Below are 20,262 nucleotides of genomic sequence, written 5' to 3'. Positions count from 1 at the left end.
TCGTCGTGCGTACGTGTAAGTGAAAGTGTGCCGCCCGGCGGGCCGGGCGGCACTCGGGGCGCTACGGGCGCGGGCCCAGGGTCCACCGCGGTCCGGAGGGGCTGTCCTCGATGACGAGTCCGGACTGGTTGAGCTCGTCGCGGATGGCGTCGGCGGCGGGCCAGTCCTTGCGGTCGCGGGCTGCCTGGCGCTGGTCGAGGACGAGGCGTACGAGGGTGTCGACGACGCCGTGGAGGTCGTCGCCGCGGTCGTTCTCGCCGGCCCAGTGCTCGTCGAGCGGGTCGAGGCCGAGGACGCCGAGCATGGCGCGGACCTCGGCGAGGCGGGCGACGGCGGCTTCCTTGTCGTCGGCGGCGAGGGCGGAGTTGCCCTGGCGGACGGTGGTGTGGACGATCGCGAGGGCCTGGGGGACGCCCAGGTCGTCGTCCATGGCCTCGGCGAAGGCGGGCGGCACCTCGGCGGCGGGGGCGACGGTCTCGCCGGCCTTCTCGGTGACGCGCTGGCAGAAGCCCTCGATGCGGGCGAACGCGGACTCGGCCTCGCGCAGGGCCTCCTCGCTGTACTCGATCATGGACCGGTAGTGCGGGGTGCCGAGGTAGTAGCGCAGCACGATGGGGCGCCAGGCCTTGACCATCTCGCTGACGAGGACGGAGTTGCCGAGGGACTTCGACATCTTCTCGCCGGACATGGTGACCCAGCCGTTGTGCACCCAGTACCCCGCGAAGTCGTCGCCGTAGGCCTTGGCCTGGGCGATCTCGTTCTCGTGGTGGGGGAAGATCAGGTCGATGCCGCCGCCGTGGATGTCGAAGGCGGTGCCGAGGTACTTGTGCGCCATGGCGGAGCATTCGAGGTGCCAGCCGGGGCGGCCGCGGCCCCAGGGGGTCTCCCAGCTGGGCTCGCCGGGCTTGGTCGCCTTCCACATGGCGAAGTCGCGCGGGTCGCGCTTGCCGGTCTCGTTGTCGCCGGAGGGCTGGCGCAGGTCGTCGAGGTCCTGGTTGGAGAGCTCCAGGTAGCCGGGGAACGAGCGCACGTCGAAGTAGACGTTGCCGTCGGCGGCGTAGGCGTGGCCCCGCTCGATGAGGCCGCGCATCATCTCGATCATCTCGGGGACGTGCCCGGTGGCGCGGGGCTCGTAGGTGGGCGGCAGGCAGCCGAGGGCGGCGTAGCCGTCGTTGAAGGCGCGCTCGTTCTCGTAGCCGATGGCCCACCAGGGTCGTCCCTGTTCGGCGGACTTCGTGATGATCTTGTCGTCGATGTCGGTGACGTTCCGGACGAACGTCACGTCGTAGCCGCGGTGGGCGAACCAGCGGCGCATGATGTCGAAGTTCAGTCCGGACCTGATGTGCCCGATGTGCGGGGCGGCCTGGACAGTGGCACCGCAGAGGTAGATCGAGACACAGCCCGCTGTGAGCGGGACGAAGTCACGGATCTGCCGGGCGCTGGTGTCGTACAGGCGAATAGTCACGCCTCAAGGGTAGTGGGCGCGCACCAGTGCCCCGCGACCCCTTGGGGGAATGCGGGGCCTGTTGGTGCGCGGTGCGCGGTTCAGACGCGTCCGACGACCTTGCGGGGGGTGATCCGGACGACGACACGGGGTGCGTCGTCGTCGGCCGAGGGGTTGAACTCGGCGTAGGGCTTGCCGGTGTACTTCAGGGAGAGTTCGTCGATGAGGGCCTGGCCGCCGTCGGTGGTGAGGGTGGCGGTGCCGCGGATCTCGGCGTACGTGTACGGGGCGTCGAAGGGCTGGACGACGACGGAGACGCGGGGGTCGCGGGCGAGGTTGCGTTCCTTGCGGCGGCCGGTGGTGGTGGAGATGAGGACGTGTTCGCCGTCGCGCTTGACCCAGACGGGGGAGACCTGGGGGCTGCCGTCGGGCTGGATGGTCGCCACGGTGACGAAGACCGGGGAGTCGAGCAGGGCCTTGAGCTCTTCGGAGAGTGCGGCGGTCATGGTGTGCGTCCTTCCGGTCGGGTCGTCGTTCCTTCTACGTCTATCCCACCGGGGCGCTCCCGTCCTCGCGTGGCGGCCGGGCCCGTGGGGAGAACGGCGGCGAGTGCGGCTCCGGTGAGCGGTACGGCGGCGAGGGCGGCCCAGCGCAGGGCCGCGGGCCCGTCGAGCAGGGCGCCGGTGGCGGCGCTGCCGCCGAGCACGGCGAGGCCGGAGACCGAGGAGAGCGCCCCGGTGGCCAGGCCCAGCTGCCGGTCGTCGACCAGATCGGGTACGAGGCCGCGCGCGGCGGGCACCAGGAGCATCTGGCCCAGGGTGAGGAGGACGACGAGGGCGGCCGACGGCAGCAGTCCGCGGGGGCCCGCCGGGGTCAGGGGCACGGCGGCGAATCCGGCGGCGACGGTGACGAGTCCGGCGACGAGGGCGGTGCGCGGCGCCAGCCTGTGGGCGGACCAGCGGGTCAGGGGCAGCTGGGCGCAGACGACGAGGAGCGAGGAGAGCGCGAACAGCCAGCCGACGGCGGTCTCCGTTCCGGTGGCGTGCCGCACCTCCTGGGGCAGGGAGAGGTAGAGCTGGTTGTACGCGACGAGGTAGCTGCTGTACGCGAGGCAGAGCAGCAGGAACGGGCGGTGGGTGAGGAGTTGTCGCATCGGGCGGCGGGGTGCGGCTGTCCGGGTGAGCGGGGTGCGGTGCGGCATGAGCCGGGCGTGTCCGGCGAGGACGGCGGTGAAGACGAGGACGCCGGCGAGACAGACGCCCCGGAATCCGGTGTCGAGGAGGAGCAGCAGCGAGCCCAGGAGGGGGCCGAGGAAGGCTCCGGCCTGTCCGGCGGCGGCGAATCCGGCGAGGATCCGGGCCCGGGGGACGCCGGTGCGCTGTTCGTGGCGGACGGCCTCGCGTGCGGTCTCGGACTCCACGGCGGGCGAGAAGAGCGCGGCGGCGAGTCCGGTGAGGAGGACGGCTCCGATGACGGCCGGGGTGGATCCGGCGAGGGCGAGCCAGCCGAAGCCGGCGATGCGCAGGGCGCAGCCGGTGAGGACGACGGGCCGGGGGCCGTAGTGGTCGGTGAGTGCGCCGCCGATGACGAAGAGGCCCTGCTGGCTGAAGGTGCGCAGGCCGAGGACGAGGCCGACGAGCCAGCCGGCCATGCCGAGTCCGGTCCCGAGATGGGTGGCGAGGTAGGGCAGGACGGCGTAGAAGCCGGTGTTGAAGGCGAACTGGGTGGCGGTGAGGAGGCGGAGGTAGGGGGTCGGGGCGGTGGTCACGTGGCGGTCGTCCGGGTGCGGCGGGTGCGGACCGCCGCCGTGGTGAGGACGGCCAGGGCGCCGAGGGCGGCGAGGGCGGCGGCGGGGGCGAGGACGGACCAGGGGGCGCGTTCGGCGTAGGGGAGGTTCTCGGCGAGCATGCGCCCCCATTCGGGTGCGGGGGGCTCGGTGCCGAGGCCGAGGAAGCCGAGGGAGGCGAGGGCCAGGGCGACGGCGGGGACGCGCAGGACGGCGTGGCGGGCGACGGGGGGCAGGACGCCGGGCAGGAGGTGGCGGCGCAGCAGGTGGAGACGTCCGGCGCCGAGGGCGCGGGCGGCGGCGAGGTGGGGGGCGGCGCGTTCCTGGGCGCAGAGGGCGGCGGTGTGGGCGGCCAGGGGGGCCCAGGCGACGGCGGTGACGGCGGCGGCCGCGCTCCAGGGGCCGGGGCCCGCGAGGCCGGCGACGAGGAGGCCGGTGAGGATCGCGGGCAGGGCGTTGGCGGTCTCGGTGAGCGCGCCGGCCCCGGCGGCGCCGAGGGCGAGGCCGAGCAGCAGGGTGGCGGCGGACACGGCGACGGCGGTCAGGACGGTGCGGGCGGTGCCGTGCCCGAGGCGGGCGAGGAGGTCGCGTCCGAGGGAGTCCGTGCCGAAGGGGTGGGCGGCGGAGGGGCCGGCGAGGCGGGCGGCGGCGTCGATGTGGAGCGGGTCGCGGAGCAGTCCGGCGAGGGTCACGGCGGTGAAGAGGGCGGCGAGGAGGAGGGCGCCCGCGACGAGGGACCGGCGGCCGCGGGGGGCGGGCGGGACGAGGGCGGGCAGGGCGCCGTCGTGGAGGGCGGGGCCGAGCAGGGTGCGGGCCGTGAGGCGGGTGGCGAGTCCGGCGGCCGTGCCGAGGAGGAGCAGGAGCAGGACGCAGGACTGGAGGACGGGGAGGTCCTGGGCGAGGGCGGCGGCGAGTGCGGTGCCGCCGAGGCCGGGTATCGCGTAGAGGGTTTCGACGGCGACGGCTCCGCCGGTGAGGCCGACGACGGTCAGGCCGAGCTGGGGCAGCAGGCCGGGCAGGGTGCGGCGCAGTGCGTGGCGGGCGGTGCGGTGTCCGGGGAGTCCGGCCGCGGTGGCGGCACGGGCCCAGGGTTCGGCGAACGCGGCGGGCAGCGCGTCGTCCAGGAGCCGGCCGAGCAGGGCGCCTGCGGGGATGCCCATGGCGAGGGCGGGCAGTACGGCCTGTTCGGGGGTGCCCCAGCCGAGTGCGGGGAACCAGTCCAGCCGTACGGCGAGGACGGCGGCGAGGACCGTGGCGAGCAGGAATTCGGGGAGGGCGGCGAGGACGGCGGCGCCGGTGCCCGCCCCGGTGGCGGTCCGGTTCCGCGCCCCGCGTCGCAGGGTGCGGGCGGTGAGGGCGGCGGCCACCGCGAGGGCGACGGCGAGGGAGGCGCCCATGAGGGTCAGGGAGACGCCGAGGGCGGACAGGACGTCGGGGGCGACGGGCTGCCCGGAGACCCAGGAGGTGCCGAGGTCGCCGTGGAGGAGCCCGCCGAGCCATCGGCCGAGGAGGCGGAGGGGGCCGCCGTCGAGTCCGGTCTCGGCGCGGATGGCGTCGAGGGTCTCGGCGGTGGGCGGCCGGTCGGGGTAGCGGGCGTGCAGGATCGTGCGGGCGGGGTCGGTCCGGGTCAGCCGGGGCAGCAGTCCGATGACGGCGAGGACCGCGAGGAGGGCGGCGGTCCGGCCGGTGAGGTGTTTCACCCGGTCATCCGACGCGGGTGTGCGCGGTGACGAGGGTGCGTTCCAGGGGGTCGAGGGCGACGCCGTGGACGCGGCTGTCGTCGTAGCCCTGGATGAAGCGTTCGTGGAGCAGCGGGACGAGTGCGTCGGTGCCGAGGACGGCGGCCTCGGCGGTGGCCGCGGCGGTGCGGCGGGCGTCGGTGCCGGTGGCGGCGGAGGCCTTGTCCACGGCGGCGTCGACGCGCGGGTCGCAGAGCTGGGAGATGTTGAAGCTGCCGTCGCAGGTGAAGTCGGAGGCGAGGTAGGAGGCCGGGTCGGCGGTGTCCAGGAGGGTGTTGCGGGCCTGGATGAAGGCGTCGTACGTCCCGGCGAGGGCGTCGGCCTCCAGTTGGGCGTAGTCGCGGACGACCTGCTTGACGGTGAAGCCGCGTGCGGTGAGCTGCTGTTGGACGACGGTGGCGGCCTCGGGGAGTTCGGGCCGGTTGGTGTACGTGGCGAGGACGATCGGCTTCGTCCGCGCCACCTGGGCCCGGCCGGCGGCCCCGGTCCGGCCGGTGGGGGCGGTGCGGGCTTCGGCGGCCCAGCTCACTCCGGGGCCGAGGAGTCCCCGCGCGGTGTCGGCGCGGCCTTCGTAGACGGCCTTGACGAGGGCCTTGGAGTCGATGGCCTCGCGGGCGGCGGCGCGCATCGCGGGGTCGGCGAAGACGCCGCGCCGGGTGTTGAGGGAGAGGCCGTTGGTGCGGGCGGAGGGGAAGCCGTGGACGAGGCGGTCGCCGAGGAGGGACGCCTGGGAGACCGGTACGTACTCGGCGATGTCGACGGATCCGGTGCGCAGGGCGTTGGCGCGGGCGGTGCCGTCGGCGACGAAGGTGACGTCGACGCCGGGGGCCTCGGCCTTGTCGCCCCAGTAGGTGTCGTTGCGTTCCAGGGTGGCGCTGACGGCGCCCTTGACGCGGGCCAGGACGAAGGGGCCGGTGGCGTGTCCGGCCGGGTCGACGGTGCGGCCGGTGTACGCGGCGGCGGACAGGATCGTGAGGGAGGGGTTGGCGAGGCGCTGGGGCAGCAGGGGGTCGGCCTCGTCGGTGGTGATCCGTACGGTGTCGGCGCCCTCGGCGGTGGCGGTGATGCCGGTGTCGGACAGGACGCGGGGCTTGGGAGAGGCCTTCTCGGCGGCGGTCAGCGACCGGACGACGGCGGCGGGGTCGACCTTCGTGCCGTCGTGGAAGGCGGCCTTCCGCAGGGTGAACGTCCATGTCTTCGCGTCGTCGCGCGTCCAGGAGGAGGCGAGGGCGGGTTGGGCCGTGCCGTCGCGGCCGAGGGTGGTCAGGCCCTCGACGACCGCGAGGCGGCTGAGGGTGACGGCGTCGTCGCCGTAGGGGGACATCGCCTGGGCGGGCGGGAAGGCCATGACGACCCGGAGCCGTTGCCCGCCGTCCGCGCCCTCGGAGGCGCCGCCGGAGCAGGCGGTGGCGAGGGGGACGAGCAGGACGGTCGCGGAGAGGATCAGCGGCAGCGTGGAGCGTCGGGGCGCGGGCATGGCAACGACCTTATATGAAAACGATTGTCATTTAACCGGGAGGGGTGCACCGGCCCCGGGCAGCGGCAGCTCGAAGTGGACGATGCCCTGACCGCCACCCGGCAGCGTGCGCTCGTCGCACACCTCGCGCGCCATGGACCGCCAGAACGGCTCGGCGCCGGGCACGGCCGGGTCGGTGTGCAGGTAGACGGCCTCGTAGCCGCCGGTCCGCGCCACGAAGCCGAGCAGTTCGCGCACCGTCCGGCGGGCGAGTCCGCGCCTGCGGTGCTCCGGTGCGACATAGATCCGGCAGAGCTGGGCGGTGGTGCCGGACGGGAAACGGTCCGCGACCCACTGCGGATTGGGCGGCGCCTGCGGCCCCCGGTCGCGCACGGCGCCCGTCGCCACGATCTCGCCCGCCCGCTCGGCCACCAGCAGCGTGCACCGCGCCGGGCGCAGATAGGCGGCCTCGGGGTCGATGATGTCGGCGTGCCAGCGGGGCACGTACCCCGACTGCAGATCGCGGTAGACGGTGTCGAGCATCACGGCACGCGCCCCGTCGATGTCGGCCGGTCCGGCGGTACGCAGGACGTATCCGTCCGCGTCGGCCCGTACCGGCGCCGCCGTCGTCGTACTCATCCCGGAGTTCCACCGCCCCTTGCGCACCACATCATTGCCGTATCAGCGTACGTGCAAGTGATGTGCAACAAGGACGGGGGCCGGGCGCACCGGCCCACCACGGGCCGGTGCGCCTCCGGCGCGGGGTCAGCCGGTGCGGTAGACCAGGGCCGTCGCGATCCCCGCGATGCCCTCGCCGCGGCCGGTGAAGCCGAGTCCGTCGGAGGTGGCGGCGGAGAGCGAGACGGGGGCGCCGACGGCAGCGGAGAGCATCTTCTGCGCCTCCTCGCGCCGCTTGCCGATCTTGGGGCGTACGCCGACGACCTGGACGGCGACATTGCCGATCTCGAAGCCCCCGGCGCGGACGATCCGGGCGGCCTCGGTGAGCAGGGTGACGCCGGCGGCGCCGGACCACTCCGGGCGCCCGGTGCCGAAGTGCTGCCCCAGGTCGCCGAGACCGGCGGCGGAGAACAGCGCGTTGCAGGCGGCGTGCGCGACGACGTCGGCGTCGGAGTGCCCGGCCAGGCCGGGGCCCTCGCCGTCCCAGCGCAGCCCGGCGCACCAGAGCTCGCGGCCCTCCTCGAAGGCGTGGATATCGGTGCCGATGCCGACCAGCGGGATCACCGGCGCGGGGGCGGCGGACGGGTCAGAAGCCATCGTGGGCCCTCCTGCGTGCGAGTACGGCCTCGGCGAGGACGAGGTCGAGGGGGCGGGTCACCTTGAACGCCTCCTCGTGGCCGGGGACGACCACGACCGGCGCGCCGAGCTGTTCGACCATGCCGGCGTCGTCGGTGGCGCCCTCGCCGCTGAGCGCGACCCGGGCGTGGGCGCGGGCCAGGGTGTCGCGGTCGAAGCCCTGCGGGGTCTGCACGGCCCGGAGGCGGGCCCGGACCGGGGTGGCGAGCACGGGCTCCGGTGCGCCGGGGGCGCCGGGCTCGACCTCCTTGACGGTGTCGGCGAGCGGCAGGGCCGGGACGACGGCGGGAGCGCCGTCGCGCACGGCCTCGACGACCGCGTCGACGGTGTCGACGGGGACGAGGGGCCGGGCGGCGTCGTGGACGAGGACGGTGCCGATGTCCTCGGGCAGGGCGTCCAGGCCGAGCCGTACGGATTCCTGGCGGGTGGCGCCGCCGGGGACCACGAGGAATTCGGTGCGTTCGGGCAGCGCGTGCTCGTCGAGCAGTGCGCGGACCTCGGGGGCGCCGTCCGGCGGGGCGACGACCACGACGACGGAGACATGGCGGGAGGCGGCCATCGCGCGTACGGCGTGGACCAGCATGGGTGTCCCGCCGAGCGCGCGGAGCGCCTTGGGGGCGCCGGGGCCGAGCCGTACGCCGCGGCCGGCCGCGGGGATCACGGCGGCGGTGCGGGAGGGACGCGGTTGTTCAGACATCGGTAGCACTCCGAGGCTTCGGCATGTTTGTCCTCACGGCCGACGTGGGTATGGCCACAAGCGAGCCGGGCACTGCGCCATGACTCGACCGGGACCCTTTCCGTGACCCCGGGCGAGACGGGCACCGCACCGGCCGCTCGGGATCGGACGGATCGTCGGCTTCGGGGTCGTCGACTTCACAAGATCGCGAGCAAAGTACCGGGGGATCGTCGACGAGGCCAACGCGTCGGCACGTCCGGAGTCGTCGCCTCCGGATCCTTCCGCTTCCGGACATGCCGCAGCGCCCGACGACAGGCCGTACAGACGGCTGGTCAGCGGGCACCGCGGCACATTATTTACGACCGGCGCGATCCGGTTCAGGACGCGAGGACCTCGTCGAGCAGAGCCTCGGCCTTGTCCTCGTTCGTGTTCTCCGCGAGGGCGAGCTCACTCACCAGGATCTGCCGAGCCTTGGCGAGCATGCGCTTCTCACCTGCGGAGAGTCCGCGCTCGCGCTCACGACGCCAGAGGTCGCGAACCACTTCCGCGACCTTGATGACATCGCCGGACGCGAGCTTCTCGAGATTTGCCTTGTAGCGTCGGGACCAGTTCGTCGGCTCCTCCGCGTACGGCGCGCGGAGCACCTCGAAGACCCGGTCCAGCCCTTCCTGCCCGACCACGTCGCGCACGCCTACGAACTCGGCATTGTCCGCCGGCACACGCACCGTCAAGTCGCCCTGGGCGACCTTGAGCACCAAGTAGGTCTTGTCCACGCCTTTGATCTGGCGAGTTTCGATAGCCTCGATCAGCGCGGCCCCGTGATGGGGATAGACCACGGTGTCGCCAACCTTGAACGTCATGTGACAGGTACCCCTTCCGTGGCTATCAAGAGTAACACGAGAACAGCTTCTCCTGAATGGCGTTTTCGCAGGTCAGGGCATATCTCGGGGCTTGACAACTGAGACACGGACGTGCTGCGGAAGGGGCGCGCGGAGCGGTATTCGCAGGTCGGAGCGGCTGTGCGGGCGCAGAGAAACGCGCACGTTACACGCCCCGGAAGCCGCTCGGAAGTGACCGAACGTCCCGTTTTGCCGGGTTCCTGGAGCGGGAGATTCCGCAGGCCGTTCGGAGATCGATCACTCGTACGGGGTAAGTGCCGGTGGCCAATGAAATTGATCAACGCCCGGCCGCGGACACCCGCCGGATTTGCCCGGCCGCGCTTATCCGCAATGAATGCGTCACACCGCGTTGAACAGCGGCGCAACCCCGGGCCCCGCGCCGGGCGGAATTGATCACGCGCGTTTTGTGAACGGCGTGCGAATGATCTCGGGCGCGGCGACGGCCGTAAGGGGGCCGGTGATCTCGGAACGCACAGGGGCGGGTCGGGTGCGGAGCGCTCACGGCGGCTCGGTAACCTGGCCGCTGACACACCCTTAGGGCGGCTTTACACCGCTCGCCCTCCGTCCGTACGTCCGCTCGTTCAAGGAGTTGCCGCCGCCGTGAGCCGCAGCCTTCGACACGGCGTCCTCGCCGCCACCGCCCTCGCGTTCTCGATCGCCGGCCTCTCCGCCTGTGGAGCGGGCAACGACGCGCAAACCCTGAAGGTCCGGCCGGACAACGCCGCCACCTCGTCCGGCGACATCAAGATCCAGAACGCCAACGTCATCACGCAGCCCGTGCGCGGCGCCAACGGCCCCGCCGTGGTCTCCGCGACGCTCTTCAACAGCGGCACGCAGGACGAGACGCTGAACGCCATCGCCCTCAAGGGCAGCAGCGGCACGGTGCAGCTGCACGCCGCCAAGGGCTCGGGCCCGGTCGTCGTCCCGGCCGGCGGCCGGCTGGTCATCGGCGGCAAGGGCAACGCCTCCGCCGTGATCGAGAACGGCAACGAGGCCACGCAGAACGGCAACGTGCAGTCGCTCGTCTTCTCGCTCAGCAAGACCGGCGACATCCCGCTGGGCGTCACCGTCGTCCCGGCGGAGAACTACTTCACCGGCTTCGGCCCCAGCTCGCTGCCGAAGCTCCCGGAGAAGACCCCCGAGGCCTCCGCGTCCGCCGACGCCTCCCCGTCGGGCAGCCCCAGCGGCTCGGCCACCCCGGGCGCCGGCGAGGCCACCACGCAGCAGCCCGGCTGACCGAACCCCGCACGCACGACACGGCCGAGGCGCCTCCCCCACCGGGAGGCGCCTCGGCCGTGTCGTATCCGCTCCGGGTGTCCCGCCGGTCTACGGCTCGAACTTGTACCCCAGCCCGCGCACGGTGACGAGGAACCTCGGGGCGCCCGGGTCCGGCTCGATCTTGGCGCGCAGCCGCTTCACATGGACGTCGAGCGTCTTGGTGTCGCCCACGTAGTCGGCGCCCCAGACGCGGTCGATCAGCTGCATCCGGGTCAGCACCCGGCCCGCGTTGCGCAGCAGCATCTCCAGCAGGTCGAACTCCTTCAGCGGCAGGTCGACCTTGCCGCCGCCGACCGTCACCACGTGCCGGTCCACATCCATCCGGACCGGGCCCGCCTCCAGGGCGGCCGGGGTGACCTCCTCCGGCTCCCCGCGGCGGCGCAGCACCGCGCGGATGCGGGCGACCAGCTCGCGCGAGGAGAAGGGCTTGGTCACGTAGTCGTCGGCTCCTATCTCCAGGCCGACGACCTTGTCGATCTCGCTGTCCTTGGCGGTGACCATGATCACCGGAACGTTGGAGCGGCTGCGCAGCTGCCGGCAGACCTCCGTGCCGGGCAGGCCGGGGAGCATCAGGTCGAGGAGCACGAGGTCGGCGCCGTTGCGCTCGAACTCGTCCAGGCCGTCGGGCCCGGTGGCCGCGATCGCGACCTCGAAGCCTTCCTTGCGGAGCATGTAGGACAGGACGTCGCTGAAGGATTCCTCATCCTCGACGACAAGCACTCGGGTCACGGAAGAGCCTCCGGGGCAGGGAATGAATCAAAAGTGTCGGGTGCGGCGTCCGGGTGGGACGCCTCGTCGCCGTTGACGATCAGCGGGCCGCCGGATGTGCGGTCCCGGTCCCGTACGGAGCCCGCCTCGGGCAGCCGCAGGGTGAAGGTGGAGCCCTGTCCCTCCGAGCTCCACACGGTGACCTCCCCGCCGTGCGAGGCGGCCACGTGCTTGACGATGGCGAGGCCGAGGCCGGTGCCACCGGTGGCGCGGGAGCGGGCGGGGTCGACGCGGTAGAACCGTTCGAAGACCCGCTCGCGGTCCTTCTCCGAGATGCCGATGCCCTGGTCGGTCACGGCGATCTCGATCTCGTCCCCGCCCGGTACGACCACGCGGCGGGCGGCGATGCCGACGCGGGTGCGGGCGGGGCTGTAGTTGACGGCGTTCTCGACGAGATTGCCGAGGGCCGCGGCGAGCTGGCCGCGGTTGCCCCATATCCGGAGCTCGGCGGTGCCGCCGGCGGCCATGGTGATCTGCTTGGAGCCGGCCTGCTGCCGGCAGCGGTCGATGGCCTCGGCGACCAGCTCGTCGACCCGGACCGGCTCGGCGTCCTCCAGCGGGTCGTCGTTCTGCACCCGGGAGAGGTCGATCAGCTCCTGGACGAGGTTGGTGAGCCGGGTGGCCTCGATCTGCATGCGGCGGGCGAAGTGCTCCACCGCCTCCTGGTCGTCGGAGGCGTCGAGCACGGCCTCCGAGAGCAGGGACAGGGCGCCGGTCGGTGTCTTGAGCTCATGGCTGACGTTGGCGACGAAGTCGCGGCGGACGGCCTCGATGCGGCGGGCCTCGGTGAGGTCCTCGACGAGCAGCAGGACCAGCCGGGAGCCCAGCGGGGCGACCCGGGCGGAGACCGCGAGGGCCTCGCCCCGGCCGGTGCCGCGCCGCGGCAGGTCCAGCTCGACCTGGCGTATCTCCCCGTCCCTGCGGGTGTCCCTGGCCATGTTGAGCATCGGCTCGACGGCCAGGCGCCCGCCCCTGACCAGTCCCAGCGCGTACGCGGCGGAGCTGGCCTTGACGACGCTGTCGCTCTCGTCGAGCACGACGGCGGAGGAGGAGAGCACGGACAGGACCGTGTCGACCCCGGGGGGCAGGGGGGCGTTGCTGTCGGGCCGCAGGGACGTACGCGTGGGCCTCTTCTGGTCGCGCTCGCTCCAGCGGAACGCCAGCATGGCGATCACGCCGGTGCACACCCCGGCGATCGCTGCAGCTGCGGCGACCGCCGCGTTCACGTCCATGGCTCCAGGTTATGCGGCACCGCGGACACTCTCCCAGCCGTCCGAGTGCCTGTCCGAACACTCGTCGCCCAGAGTTCACCGAGGGGCAAGGGACGGTTCACTTCACCGGCCGGAAGCCGACGCGTACGGCCGTCACGGTGGCACCGTGGGGTTCAGAGCTGGCCCCGGCTGTGCCGTACGACAGCTTCCGAGGACTGGAGAGGGACATCCATGCGTGACGCGTACCACGAGGAACTCGACTCGATCGGCGAGGGTCTGGTCGAGATGGCCCGGCTCGTCGGGTCGGCGATCGGCCGGGCGACGACGGCCATGCTCGACGCCGATCTGAAGCTCGCGGAGTCGGTGATCGCCGCCGACCAGAAGGTCGACGACCTCCAGCACGACCTGGAGGCCAGGGCGATCGCGCTGCTGGCCCGGCAGCAGCCGGTGGCGACGGATCTGCGGATCGTCGTCACCTCGCTGCGGATGAGCGCCGACCTGGAGCGCTCGGGCGATCTGGCCCAGCACGTCGCCAAGCTGGCCCGGCTGCGCTTCCCGCAGTCCGCGGTCCCGCACGACCTGCACGCCACCCTGCTGGAGATGGGGCAGCTCGCGCAGCGGCTGATGGCGAAGGCCGCCGAGGTGATCATCACCAAGGACGTCGACCTGGCCCTCCAGCTGGAGCAGGACGACGACGAGATGGACCTGCTGCACCGGACGCTCTTCCAGCACCTGATGGACGACCGCTGGAAGCACGGCATCGAGACGGCCGTCGACGTGACGCTGCTCGGCCGCTACTACGAGCGGTTCGCGGACCACGCGGTGTCGGTGGCCAAGCGCGTCGTCTACCTGGTGACGGGCGAGCACGCGGACGAGATCCAGCAGGCCGCGCCGGTGGAGGGCGCGTAGGGCGTACGTGAGCGGGCGTGGACGGCGCACGCGAGGCGTGTGGATCCGCACATGTGTTCCTGCGCATGTGCGCCGTTGATGCGCCCGTCCGGGTGGGCATGCAATGGGGTGGGGACGCACGAGCTGTCGTGCGGCCCCGGTCGTGGGCCCCGCTCGGGCGTACGGCCCTTTCGTACGCCTTGAGGAGGAACCATGGCCGATTCCCCCACGACCGGAACCCCGCAGGAGGCCCCCGCGGAGGTGGTGCACCTCACCGTGCTCGGCGCCTGCGGCTGCGGCTCGGGCTGCGGCTGCGGCTGCCAGTCCGGCGCGCCGTGCCAGTGCGGCGGCTGCTCCGGCTGACGCACGGCCGGCCGCGTGGACGGCCGGGGCGTCCCGCGCGACCTGCGCGCGGGACGCCCCCCCGCCTTCAGGGGCGACGGTCCTCAGGCGGCGCGCTCCACCGCGGGCTTCTGGTCCGGGAGCGGAGCGGTGACCACCGTCTCCGGCTCCCCGGGGCCCTCCCCCGGCAGCCCCCGCATCAGCAGCCAGTAGCCGAGCGCAGCGGCCGTGCCCAGCAGGGCGCAGGTCCCCCACAGCCACGGGGCGCCGAAGCGGTCGATGACCACACCGGACATCAGCGGGGCGACGAGCGCGGCGGCCGACCAGGACAGGGTGTACATCCCCTGGTAGCGGCCCCGTCCCTGGGCCGGGGAGAGCTGGACGACCAGGCCGTTCTGCACGGGCGCGTTCACGATCTCCGCGACGGTCCAGACGCAGATGGTCAGCGCGTAGACCCCGACGGAGCCCGCGAAGGCCGTCAGCCCGAATCCGTACCCGGCGAGCAGCGACGAGACGACGAGCAGCCGGCGGGGGTCGCGGCTCTGGATGAACCGGGTGACGGGGATCTGGAGCACCACGATCAGCACGCCGTTGACGGCGACGGCCGTCCCGAAGTCCGAGCTGCTGAAGCCGTCCGCCCCCATGGCCACCGGCAGCCCCACGTACCCCTGCTGGAAGATCAGCGCGATGACGAACGACAGCCCGACGACGGCCATGAACCGCCCGTCGCGCAGCACGTCGCCCAGCCGTACGCCGTCGTCGGCCGGCGCACCGGAGGCGTCCGACGCCGGCGCCGTCCGCTCGGGCCGGGACTCGGGCACCTTCAGGAAGACGACGACGGCGCAGATCAGCGTCATGGCCGCCTCGCCGACGAAGCCCGCGAGATAGCTGTACTCGGCGACGAACCCGGCCCCGGCGGAGGAGACGGCGAAGCCGAGGTTGATCGCCCAGTAGTTGAGCGAGAAGGCCCGCACCCGGTCCTTCGCGGGCACGATGTCGGCGATCATCGCCTGCACCGCCGGGCGGGAGGCGTTGCTCGCCATGCCGACGAGGAAGGCGACGGCGGCGATGGCCGCCGGGTGGGTCATGAAGCCGAGCACGGCCACGGCGACCGCGGTCGCCGTCTGCGCGGCGAGCATCGTGGGCCGCCGGCCCAGCCGGTCGGTCATCACCCCCGCCCCGAGCGAGGAGACGACGCCGCCGAGCCCGTGCAGGGCGACGACGAGACCCGCGTACGAGGCGGAGTAGCCCCGGTCCAGGGTCAGATAGAGGGCCATGAAGGTGGCGACGAACGCCCCGAGGCGGTTGACCAACGTGCTGGTCCACAGCCACCAGAACTCCCGTGGGAGGCCGGAGACGGTTTCACGGGCCGCCCGGCCGAGACCGGTGACAGACATACGGGTTCCCCCCAGGGACGTGCGGAGCGCGGGAGCGGCGGCGGCACGTAAGAGGCCCACCGACCACCCGAACATTACGAAGCCCCGATCGGCGCGGGCCACTCAATTGACGCCGCCCGTCAATCCGCGCCGCACACGGCCCCCGCCCCTCCCCCGCCCTTCCCCCGGTGTCCGCCCTGTGACCGGTCGCGCGCGGCTCGTACGGGTTCGATTACGCTCGGAACCATGGCCGACGCACCGTACAAGCTGATCCTCCTCCGCCACGGCGAGAGCGAGTGGAACGCGAAGAACCTGTTCACCGGATGGGTGGACGTCAACCTCACCGAGAAGGGCGAGAAGGAGGCGGTCCGCGGCGGTGAGCTGCTGAAGGACGCCGGCCTGCTCCCCGACGTGCTGCACACCTCCCTCCAGAAGCGCGCCATCCGCACCGCCCAGCTCGCGCTGGAGTCCGCGGACCGCCACTGGATCCCCGTCCACCGCTCCTGGCGGCTGAACGAGCGCCACTACGGCGCCCTCCAGGGCAAGGACAAGGCCCAGACCCTCGCCGAGTTCGGCGAGGAGCAGTTCATGCTCTGGCGCCGCTCGTACGACACCCCGCCGCCCGCCCTGGAGGACGGCACCGAGTTCTCCCAGAGCGACGACCCGCGCTACGCGACGATCCCGCCGGAGCTGCGCCCGCGCACGGAGTGCCTCAAGGACGTCGTCACGCGCATGCTGCCGTACTGGTACGACGGCATCGTCCCCGACCTCCTCGACGGCAAGACCGTCCTCGTCGCCGCCCACGGCAACAGCCTCCGGGCCCTGGTCAAGCACCTCGACGGCATCTCCGACGCCGACATCGCGGGCCTGAACATCCCCACGGGCATCCCGCTCGCCTACGAGCTGGACGAGAACTTCCGCCCCCTGAAGCCCGGCGGCACCTACCTCGACCCGGACGCGGCGAAGGCGGCCATCGAGGCCGTGAAGAACCAGGGCAAGAAGTAGCCCCGCCCCAGGGCACCCCGCACCCCGGCCCCCGTCGCGAGCAACTCGTGGCGGGGGTCGCGGTGTTGCGGGGGTGGGGCGGATACCGTGGGGTAAGGAGAGAGCGGGGAAGAAGCGGGGAGAGCAGTCATGGGTGAACCCCTCAAGACCTTTGTCGGTGGTGCCGAGGTCGAGGTGCCGAACAGCATTCCGGCCATCCGTGACGCCCTGCCGGAGGCGAGACGCGAGGAGTTCGACCGCGCCATCAACGAGGCGGGGGTGCACGAGATCCAGGCCGTGATGCGGCACTGGATGCTGGAGGCGGTGCCGGATCCGGAGGCCGAGCGGATCCTGGACCGGCTGGCGCAGGACGAGGCCGAGAGGCGGAGCGTCGCTTGAGTCTCCGGATCTCCTACGCACCGCCCGCCGACGACACCCTGGCCAAGATGCGGGACGGCGACACCTTCCGGGACGAGATGGTGCGCACGCTGGGGCGCGACCCGTACGGGCACGGCTCGTCCGCCGTGAAGGGGGAGCACGATCGCCGGGAGGCGACGGTCGCCGGGGCGATCGTGCTCTACTACGTCTCCGGTTCGGTCCTGACCGTCACCGTGGTGCGGCTGGTGCCGCTGCCGTGACGGAGGGGCCGGGCCCCTTCGCCCGACGCCGGATCAGGCCAGCTTCGCCGCCTGGGCGTCGATGACGGCGGTCGGCAGGTCGAAGTCGCCGCCCGCGCCGGACGCGCCCAGGTTGAGAGAGGTCAGCGAGGCGATCGTGCCGCCCTGACGCAGTTCGACGAGCTTCATCGCGCTGGTCTCGCCCTCGGCCTCGACCGTGACCGTCCAGCCGGCGGCCTCCTCGGCGCCCTTGACCGGCACCTCGGCGATCTTGAGGACCTTCTGCTTCGAGCCGGCGGCGGTGAACGAGAAGCCGGAGGCGCAGGTGGTGGCGGCGGTGCGCAGTTCGGCGAGGGTGTCGGCGGCGCCCGTGCCGTCGTACGAGGCGAGCGTGGCCAGCGTCGTCGTGATGTCGAACGCGGCCTTGAAGGCCTCCGCCGGGTCCTCGCTCTCCTTGCCCGCGGGCTTCTTGGGCTCGCTGATGACCTTGCGCTGCGTGGACGCGGCCGGTGTACCGGCCTTGGCGCCCATCAGGGCGTCGGCGAGCACGTCGCACTCCGCCTTGTCGGTGGTGACCTTGTCGCCGGTGATGGCGTCGGCCGGGCCGGCCTTGGTGATCTTGTGGCCCTTGACGTCGCCCTGGGCCAGCGAGGCCTTCTCCAGTTCGGCCGCGGTGAGCGCCTTGGCGGCGGGCTTCTCGGCGGGCGCGGCGGAGGCGGAGGAGCCCGCCTTGCCCGCGTCCTTCTCCTTGTCCTTGTCGCCGCCGTCCGAGCCGCAGGCCGCGGTGAGGAGGGCCAGCGACAGCACGGAGGCGGCAACGGCGGTACGGCGTATGGCAGTGGGTCGCATGGCCCGTCCTTCTGGTCTCGGGATGTTCCGCCCAGCACGAAGGCGGCCGGCGCCGGGAAACGGCGCGGCCTCGCGCTTCGTGGGGGTGGGCCAACTCTATGAGCAGGCTGTGGTTTGGCAATCCTTTGACCTGGGCATTACGCATGATCGTGACGACGTCGTGATCACTTCGCCGCACCGCCGCCGCGCGGCACCCCTCAGCGGTCCAGGGCGCGTTGCGCGTCGTACAGGTTGGCGGGCCGCACCGCTTCCGGCGTTCCGTACGCCTCCAGGCGGCTGTGCAGGTCGCCGGCGAAGTCGGGAACGTCGATCTGGTCGAACTCGCTCACCTCGCTGACGCCGACGGTCGCGCTGTACGGGGCGAGCCCGTCGATGCGCATCAGCCCCGCCCGGCCGTTGGTGACGCGGATGTTCCAGTGGGTGAAGCGGGCGCCGAAGAGCGGTCCCGCACTGGCGTCTCCGCCGTGCCGCCCGTTGTTGTTCACGGTGATGTCGGTCCGCACGTCGGCGAACGGCATCCCCCGGTGCGAGTCGAAGGTGCCCATCTCCATGACACCCCGCGACCAGACGTTGTAGCTGGACAGCCCCTCGACGTTGATGCCGTGCAACTGGGTCCCGGCGGGCGCGGGCACGGTGCGCTGCTCGATGGTGAAGTCCTCGATCAGGTTGTCGTGGCTGCCCTCCCGGCAGTAGTACGGGTGGTGCGAGCCGCGCCCCGCGACCCGGGTACGGCGCAGGGTGCAGGCGGAGGCGCCGATGAGGCCGAAGCCGTTGTCGACGTGGCGGACGGTGACGTCGTCGGCCCAGCAGTCGTACGCGCACTGGAACGCGACGCCGTTGTACCCCTTGTCCAGCAGATGCGGCGACTGCGGGGTCTCGACGGCCTCCAGCGTGAGCCCTTCGACGCCGGAGCCGGTGAGCGGGGTGACGAGCGTGGTCAGGCGCGGGTCCCACTCGGGGCGCACATCGAGCGGGAGGGGCCGCTCCAGGGTGACGCGCCGGCCGTGCACCGCCGTGACGCGGACCGGCCATTCGTAGGGGACGTACGAGGTGAGCTTGGTCTTGTCGTCCCAGACGTACGCCTCGGGGCCGGGGCCGCCGCCCGCCATGTGCTCCAGGAGGGTGTGCGCGGGGTCGTCGGCTAGGCGGAGCAGGACGAGGGCGCCGGGCCGCAGCCTCCGGGCGTCGTCGACCGTGACCGTACGGTCGCCGAGCCGGGCCGGGGCGACGGTGGCCAGGGTCTCCCACGCGTCGCGCGCGTTCCCGGTCCAGCCCTCGAACGGCCAGGCCTTCGCCCTGATCGCGTCGGTGAGCGAGGTCCAACGGGCTTCGGGGCAGAGCCAGATGAGCCCGCCGGCCCAGGACCAGCTGGACTTGTCGCCGCCGTAGCGGCTGCCGTACGGGCCGATCAGCTCGGTGAGGTTCTTCGTCGCGTACAGCGTGGTGCGGCCGCTGCCCGCGCCGCGCACGACGACATCGCTGTGGCCGATGCGGATCAGGTCGTCGATGCGGTACGTGCCCTCGGGGATCAGGACCGTGCCGCCGCCGCGCCGCCCGGCGTCCGCGATCGCCCGGTTGATCGCGGGGGCGGCGTCGGCGGATCCGTCGGGCCGCGCCCCGTAGTGCCGGACGTCGACGGTGAAGCCGTGGCCGGTACGGGGCCGGGGCAGCGCGGAGCCGGCGCGGTAGCCGGCCCGGCCGATGAACGGGATCTGCGGGTGGGTGTAGGGGGCGGCCGTGAACTCCCGCCAGAGCGGGGTCGGCCGGAGACCGGCTCCGGGGCGCGCGGGTGCGGCCTGGGCCGGTGCCGCCGCGAGTGTTCCGGTGGCCGTCGCGGCGGCGACGGCCACCGCGCTGCCGAGCAGTCCGCGCCTGCTGATGCCGTTGCCGCCGGGTGTTCCGTCGATCGCCATGAGCCCGATCCGCCTTCCCTGACTGCTAGTTCATGGATATGAACATGGTTCATATCCGCGTCGGCGGTGAGCATGCCACGACCCCGGCGCACGACGGAAGAGCCGTGCACCGGGGAAAGAGAAGGGAGTGCTCCGCGTCAGGCAGTCGGACGCTGGATCAGATGCGTGAACGCGTCAAGGTTCCGCGTGGACTCGCCGCGCGACACCCGCCAGGCGTACTCCTTGCGGATCGCGCTCGCGAAACCGATCTCCAGCAGGGAGTTGAAGGCCCCGTCCGCCGCCTCCAGCACCGACCCGAGCAGCCGGTCCAGCTCCTCGGGCGTGACGACGGAGAGCGGCAGCTTGCCGGCGAGGTAGATGTCCCCGAGCGCGTCGATCGCGTAACCCACGCCGAACAGGCGGAGGTTGTGCTCCAGCAGCCAGCGGTGGACGGCCGCCTCGTTCTCGTCGGGGTGGCGGATGACGAAGGCGTTGAGGGAGAGCGAGTGCCGGCCCACGAGCAGCGAGCAGGTGGTGGCCAGTTTGCGGGTACCGGGCAGCTGGACGACGTAACTGCCGGGCCCGGGGCTCTCCCAGTCGAGTCCGGCGTCCGCGAGCGTCGTCTCGATGACCCGGGCGATCTGCGTCGCGTGGGCGACCTGCGGTGTTGCCGCTTCCTCGGGTGCGTCAGCCATGGATCGAGCGTACGTCAGCCGGCTCGCGCCCGTCCGCCGGGAGCGGGG

General features: G+C 72.7%; 21 protein-coding genes. 6 read left to right on the top strand and 15 right to left on the bottom strand.

What is annotated here, in order from left to right; genetic code table 11:
- Nucleotides 1–61: 61 nt before the first annotated feature.
- The 9 genes from cysS to ACZ4FH_RS23550 form a co-directional block, all read right to left on the bottom strand.
- On the bottom strand, nt 62–1,465 hold the full coding sequence (cysS, locus tag ACZ4FH_RS23590) for a cysteine--tRNA ligase (RefSeq protein WP_467307136.1): 1,404 nt from the start codon (nt 1,463–1,465) through the stop codon (nt 62–64).
- A gap of 80 nt (nt 1,466–1,545) precedes the next feature.
- Nucleotides 1,546–1,950: a PPOX class F420-dependent oxidoreductase gene (locus ACZ4FH_RS23585; RefSeq protein WP_467307134.1), complete on the bottom strand. Its 405-nt coding sequence runs from the start codon at nt 1,948–1,950 to the stop codon at nt 1,546–1,548.
- Nucleotides 1,947–3,212 (bottom strand): MFS transporter, encoded by a 1,266-nt coding sequence (locus tag ACZ4FH_RS23580; RefSeq protein ID WP_467307133.1) that lies wholly within the window; start codon nt 3,210–3,212, stop codon nt 1,947–1,949. Before ACZ4FH_RS23580 ends, ACZ4FH_RS23585 begins: the two co-directional genes overlap by 4 nt.
- Nucleotides 3,209–4,930, bottom strand: a complete 1,722-nt coding sequence (locus ACZ4FH_RS23575; protein WP_467307132.1) for an ABC transporter permease subunit — start codon at nt 4,928–4,930, stop codon at nt 3,209–3,211. Before ACZ4FH_RS23575 ends, ACZ4FH_RS23580 begins: the two co-directional genes overlap by 4 nt.
- Nucleotides 4,931–4,934: 4 nt before the next feature.
- A complete protein-coding gene (locus ACZ4FH_RS23570; RefSeq protein ID WP_467307131.1) occupies nt 4,935–6,446 on the bottom strand; it encodes an ABC transporter substrate-binding protein in 1,512 nt (503 codons plus the stop codon).
- 27 nt (nt 6,447–6,473) lie between these two features.
- A complete protein-coding gene (locus ACZ4FH_RS23565) occupies nt 6,474–7,064 on the bottom strand; it encodes a GNAT family N-acetyltransferase (RefSeq protein WP_467307130.1) in 591 nt (196 codons plus the stop codon).
- A gap of 126 nt (nt 7,065–7,190) precedes the next feature.
- A complete protein-coding gene (gene ispF, locus ACZ4FH_RS23560; RefSeq protein WP_467307129.1) occupies nt 7,191–7,700 on the bottom strand; it encodes a 2-C-methyl-D-erythritol 2,4-cyclodiphosphate synthase in 510 nt (169 codons plus the stop codon).
- On the bottom strand, nt 7,690–8,436 hold the full coding sequence (gene ispD, locus ACZ4FH_RS23555) for a 2-C-methyl-D-erythritol 4-phosphate cytidylyltransferase (RefSeq protein ID WP_467307128.1): 747 nt from the start codon (nt 8,434–8,436) through the stop codon (nt 7,690–7,692). The genes ispF and ispD overlap by 11 nt, the downstream gene beginning before the upstream one ends.
- Nucleotides 8,437–8,792: 356 nt before the next feature.
- Nucleotides 8,793–9,275 (bottom strand): CarD family transcriptional regulator, encoded by a 483-nt coding sequence (locus ACZ4FH_RS23550; protein ID WP_006380568.1) that lies wholly within the window; start codon nt 9,273–9,275, stop codon nt 8,793–8,795.
- Nucleotides 9,276–9,914: 639 nt separating this feature from the next.
- Here ACZ4FH_RS23550 and ACZ4FH_RS23545 point away from each other — a divergent pair.
- Nucleotides 9,915–10,550: a DUF461 domain-containing protein gene (locus ACZ4FH_RS23545; protein ID WP_467307126.1), complete on the top strand. Its 636-nt coding sequence runs from the start codon at nt 9,915–9,917 to the stop codon at nt 10,548–10,550.
- 90 nt (nt 10,551–10,640) lie between these two features.
- On the opposite strand, the gene phoP is transcribed toward ACZ4FH_RS23545, so the two are convergent.
- Complete coding sequence (phoP, locus tag ACZ4FH_RS23540; protein WP_467307286.1) at nt 10,641–11,312, bottom strand: two-component system response regulator PhoP; 672 nt, start codon at nt 11,310–11,312, stop codon at nt 10,641–10,643.
- Nucleotides 11,313–11,317: 5 nt separating this feature from the next.
- The gene (gene phoR, locus ACZ4FH_RS23535) at nt 11,318–12,592 is read right to left on the bottom strand and encodes a two-component system sensor histidine kinase PhoR (RefSeq protein ID WP_383648286.1); all 1,275 of its coding nucleotides are present in this window, start codon (nt 12,590–12,592) and stop codon (nt 11,318–11,320) included.
- A 210-nt stretch (nt 12,593–12,802) separates the two neighbouring features.
- Between phoR and phoU the strand changes: the two genes are divergently transcribed.
- Both phoU and ACZ4FH_RS23525 read left to right on the top strand, forming a co-directional pair.
- Nucleotides 12,803–13,480, top strand: coding sequence for a phosphate signaling complex protein PhoU (phoU, locus tag ACZ4FH_RS23530; protein ID WP_383648284.1), 678 nt, complete (start codon nt 12,803–12,805; stop codon nt 13,478–13,480).
- A gap of 192 nt (nt 13,481–13,672) precedes the next feature.
- Entirely contained in the window at nt 13,673–13,822 is a 150-nt protein-coding gene (locus tag ACZ4FH_RS23525) for a hypothetical protein (RefSeq protein WP_383648281.1), read from the top strand.
- A gap of 83 nt (nt 13,823–13,905) precedes the next feature.
- On the opposite strand, the gene ACZ4FH_RS23520 is transcribed toward ACZ4FH_RS23525, so the two are convergent.
- Nucleotides 13,906–15,198, bottom strand: coding sequence for an MDR family MFS transporter (locus ACZ4FH_RS23520; RefSeq protein WP_467307122.1), 1,293 nt, complete (start codon nt 15,196–15,198; stop codon nt 13,906–13,908).
- Nucleotides 15,199–15,423: 225 nt separating this feature from the next.
- Between ACZ4FH_RS23520 and ACZ4FH_RS23515 the strand changes: the two genes are divergently transcribed.
- The 3 genes from ACZ4FH_RS23515 to ACZ4FH_RS23505 all read left to right on the top strand — a co-directional run bounded on the left by ACZ4FH_RS23515 (nt 15,424) and on the right by ACZ4FH_RS23505 (nt 16,799).
- A complete protein-coding gene (locus ACZ4FH_RS23515; protein ID WP_383648276.1) occupies nt 15,424–16,182 on the top strand; it encodes a phosphoglyceromutase in 759 nt (252 codons plus the stop codon).
- 129 nt (nt 16,183–16,311) lie between these two features.
- Nucleotides 16,312–16,560, top strand: a complete 249-nt coding sequence (locus tag ACZ4FH_RS23510) for a hypothetical protein (RefSeq protein ID WP_383648274.1) — start codon at nt 16,312–16,314, stop codon at nt 16,558–16,560.
- Entirely contained in the window at nt 16,557–16,799 is a 243-nt protein-coding gene (locus tag ACZ4FH_RS23505; protein ID WP_359140358.1) for a hypothetical protein, read from the top strand. The genes ACZ4FH_RS23510 and ACZ4FH_RS23505 overlap by 4 nt, the downstream gene beginning before the upstream one ends.
- Before the next feature lie 33 nt (nt 16,800–16,832).
- Here the strand turns inward: ACZ4FH_RS23505 and ACZ4FH_RS23500 are convergent, their stop codons facing one another.
- The 3 genes from ACZ4FH_RS23500 to ACZ4FH_RS23490 form a co-directional block, all read right to left on the bottom strand.
- A complete protein-coding gene (locus ACZ4FH_RS23500) occupies nt 16,833–17,627 on the bottom strand; it encodes a hypothetical protein (protein WP_467307119.1) in 795 nt (264 codons plus the stop codon).
- Nucleotides 17,628–17,824: 197 nt separating this feature from the next.
- A complete protein-coding gene (locus tag ACZ4FH_RS23495) occupies nt 17,825–19,540 on the bottom strand; it encodes a glycosyl hydrolase family 28-related protein (RefSeq protein WP_467307118.1) in 1,716 nt (571 codons plus the stop codon).
- A gap of 137 nt (nt 19,541–19,677) precedes the next feature.
- The gene (locus tag ACZ4FH_RS23490; protein ID WP_467307117.1) at nt 19,678–20,214 is read right to left on the bottom strand and encodes a type III secretion system chaperone family protein; all 537 of its coding nucleotides are present in this window, start codon (nt 20,212–20,214) and stop codon (nt 19,678–19,680) included.
- Between the last annotated feature and the right edge of the window lie 48 nt (nt 20,215–20,262).

Source organism: Streptomyces sp. NPDC024555 (genome assembly GCF_055559335.1).
This window is presented reverse-complemented; position numbering and strand designations above follow the sequence as displayed.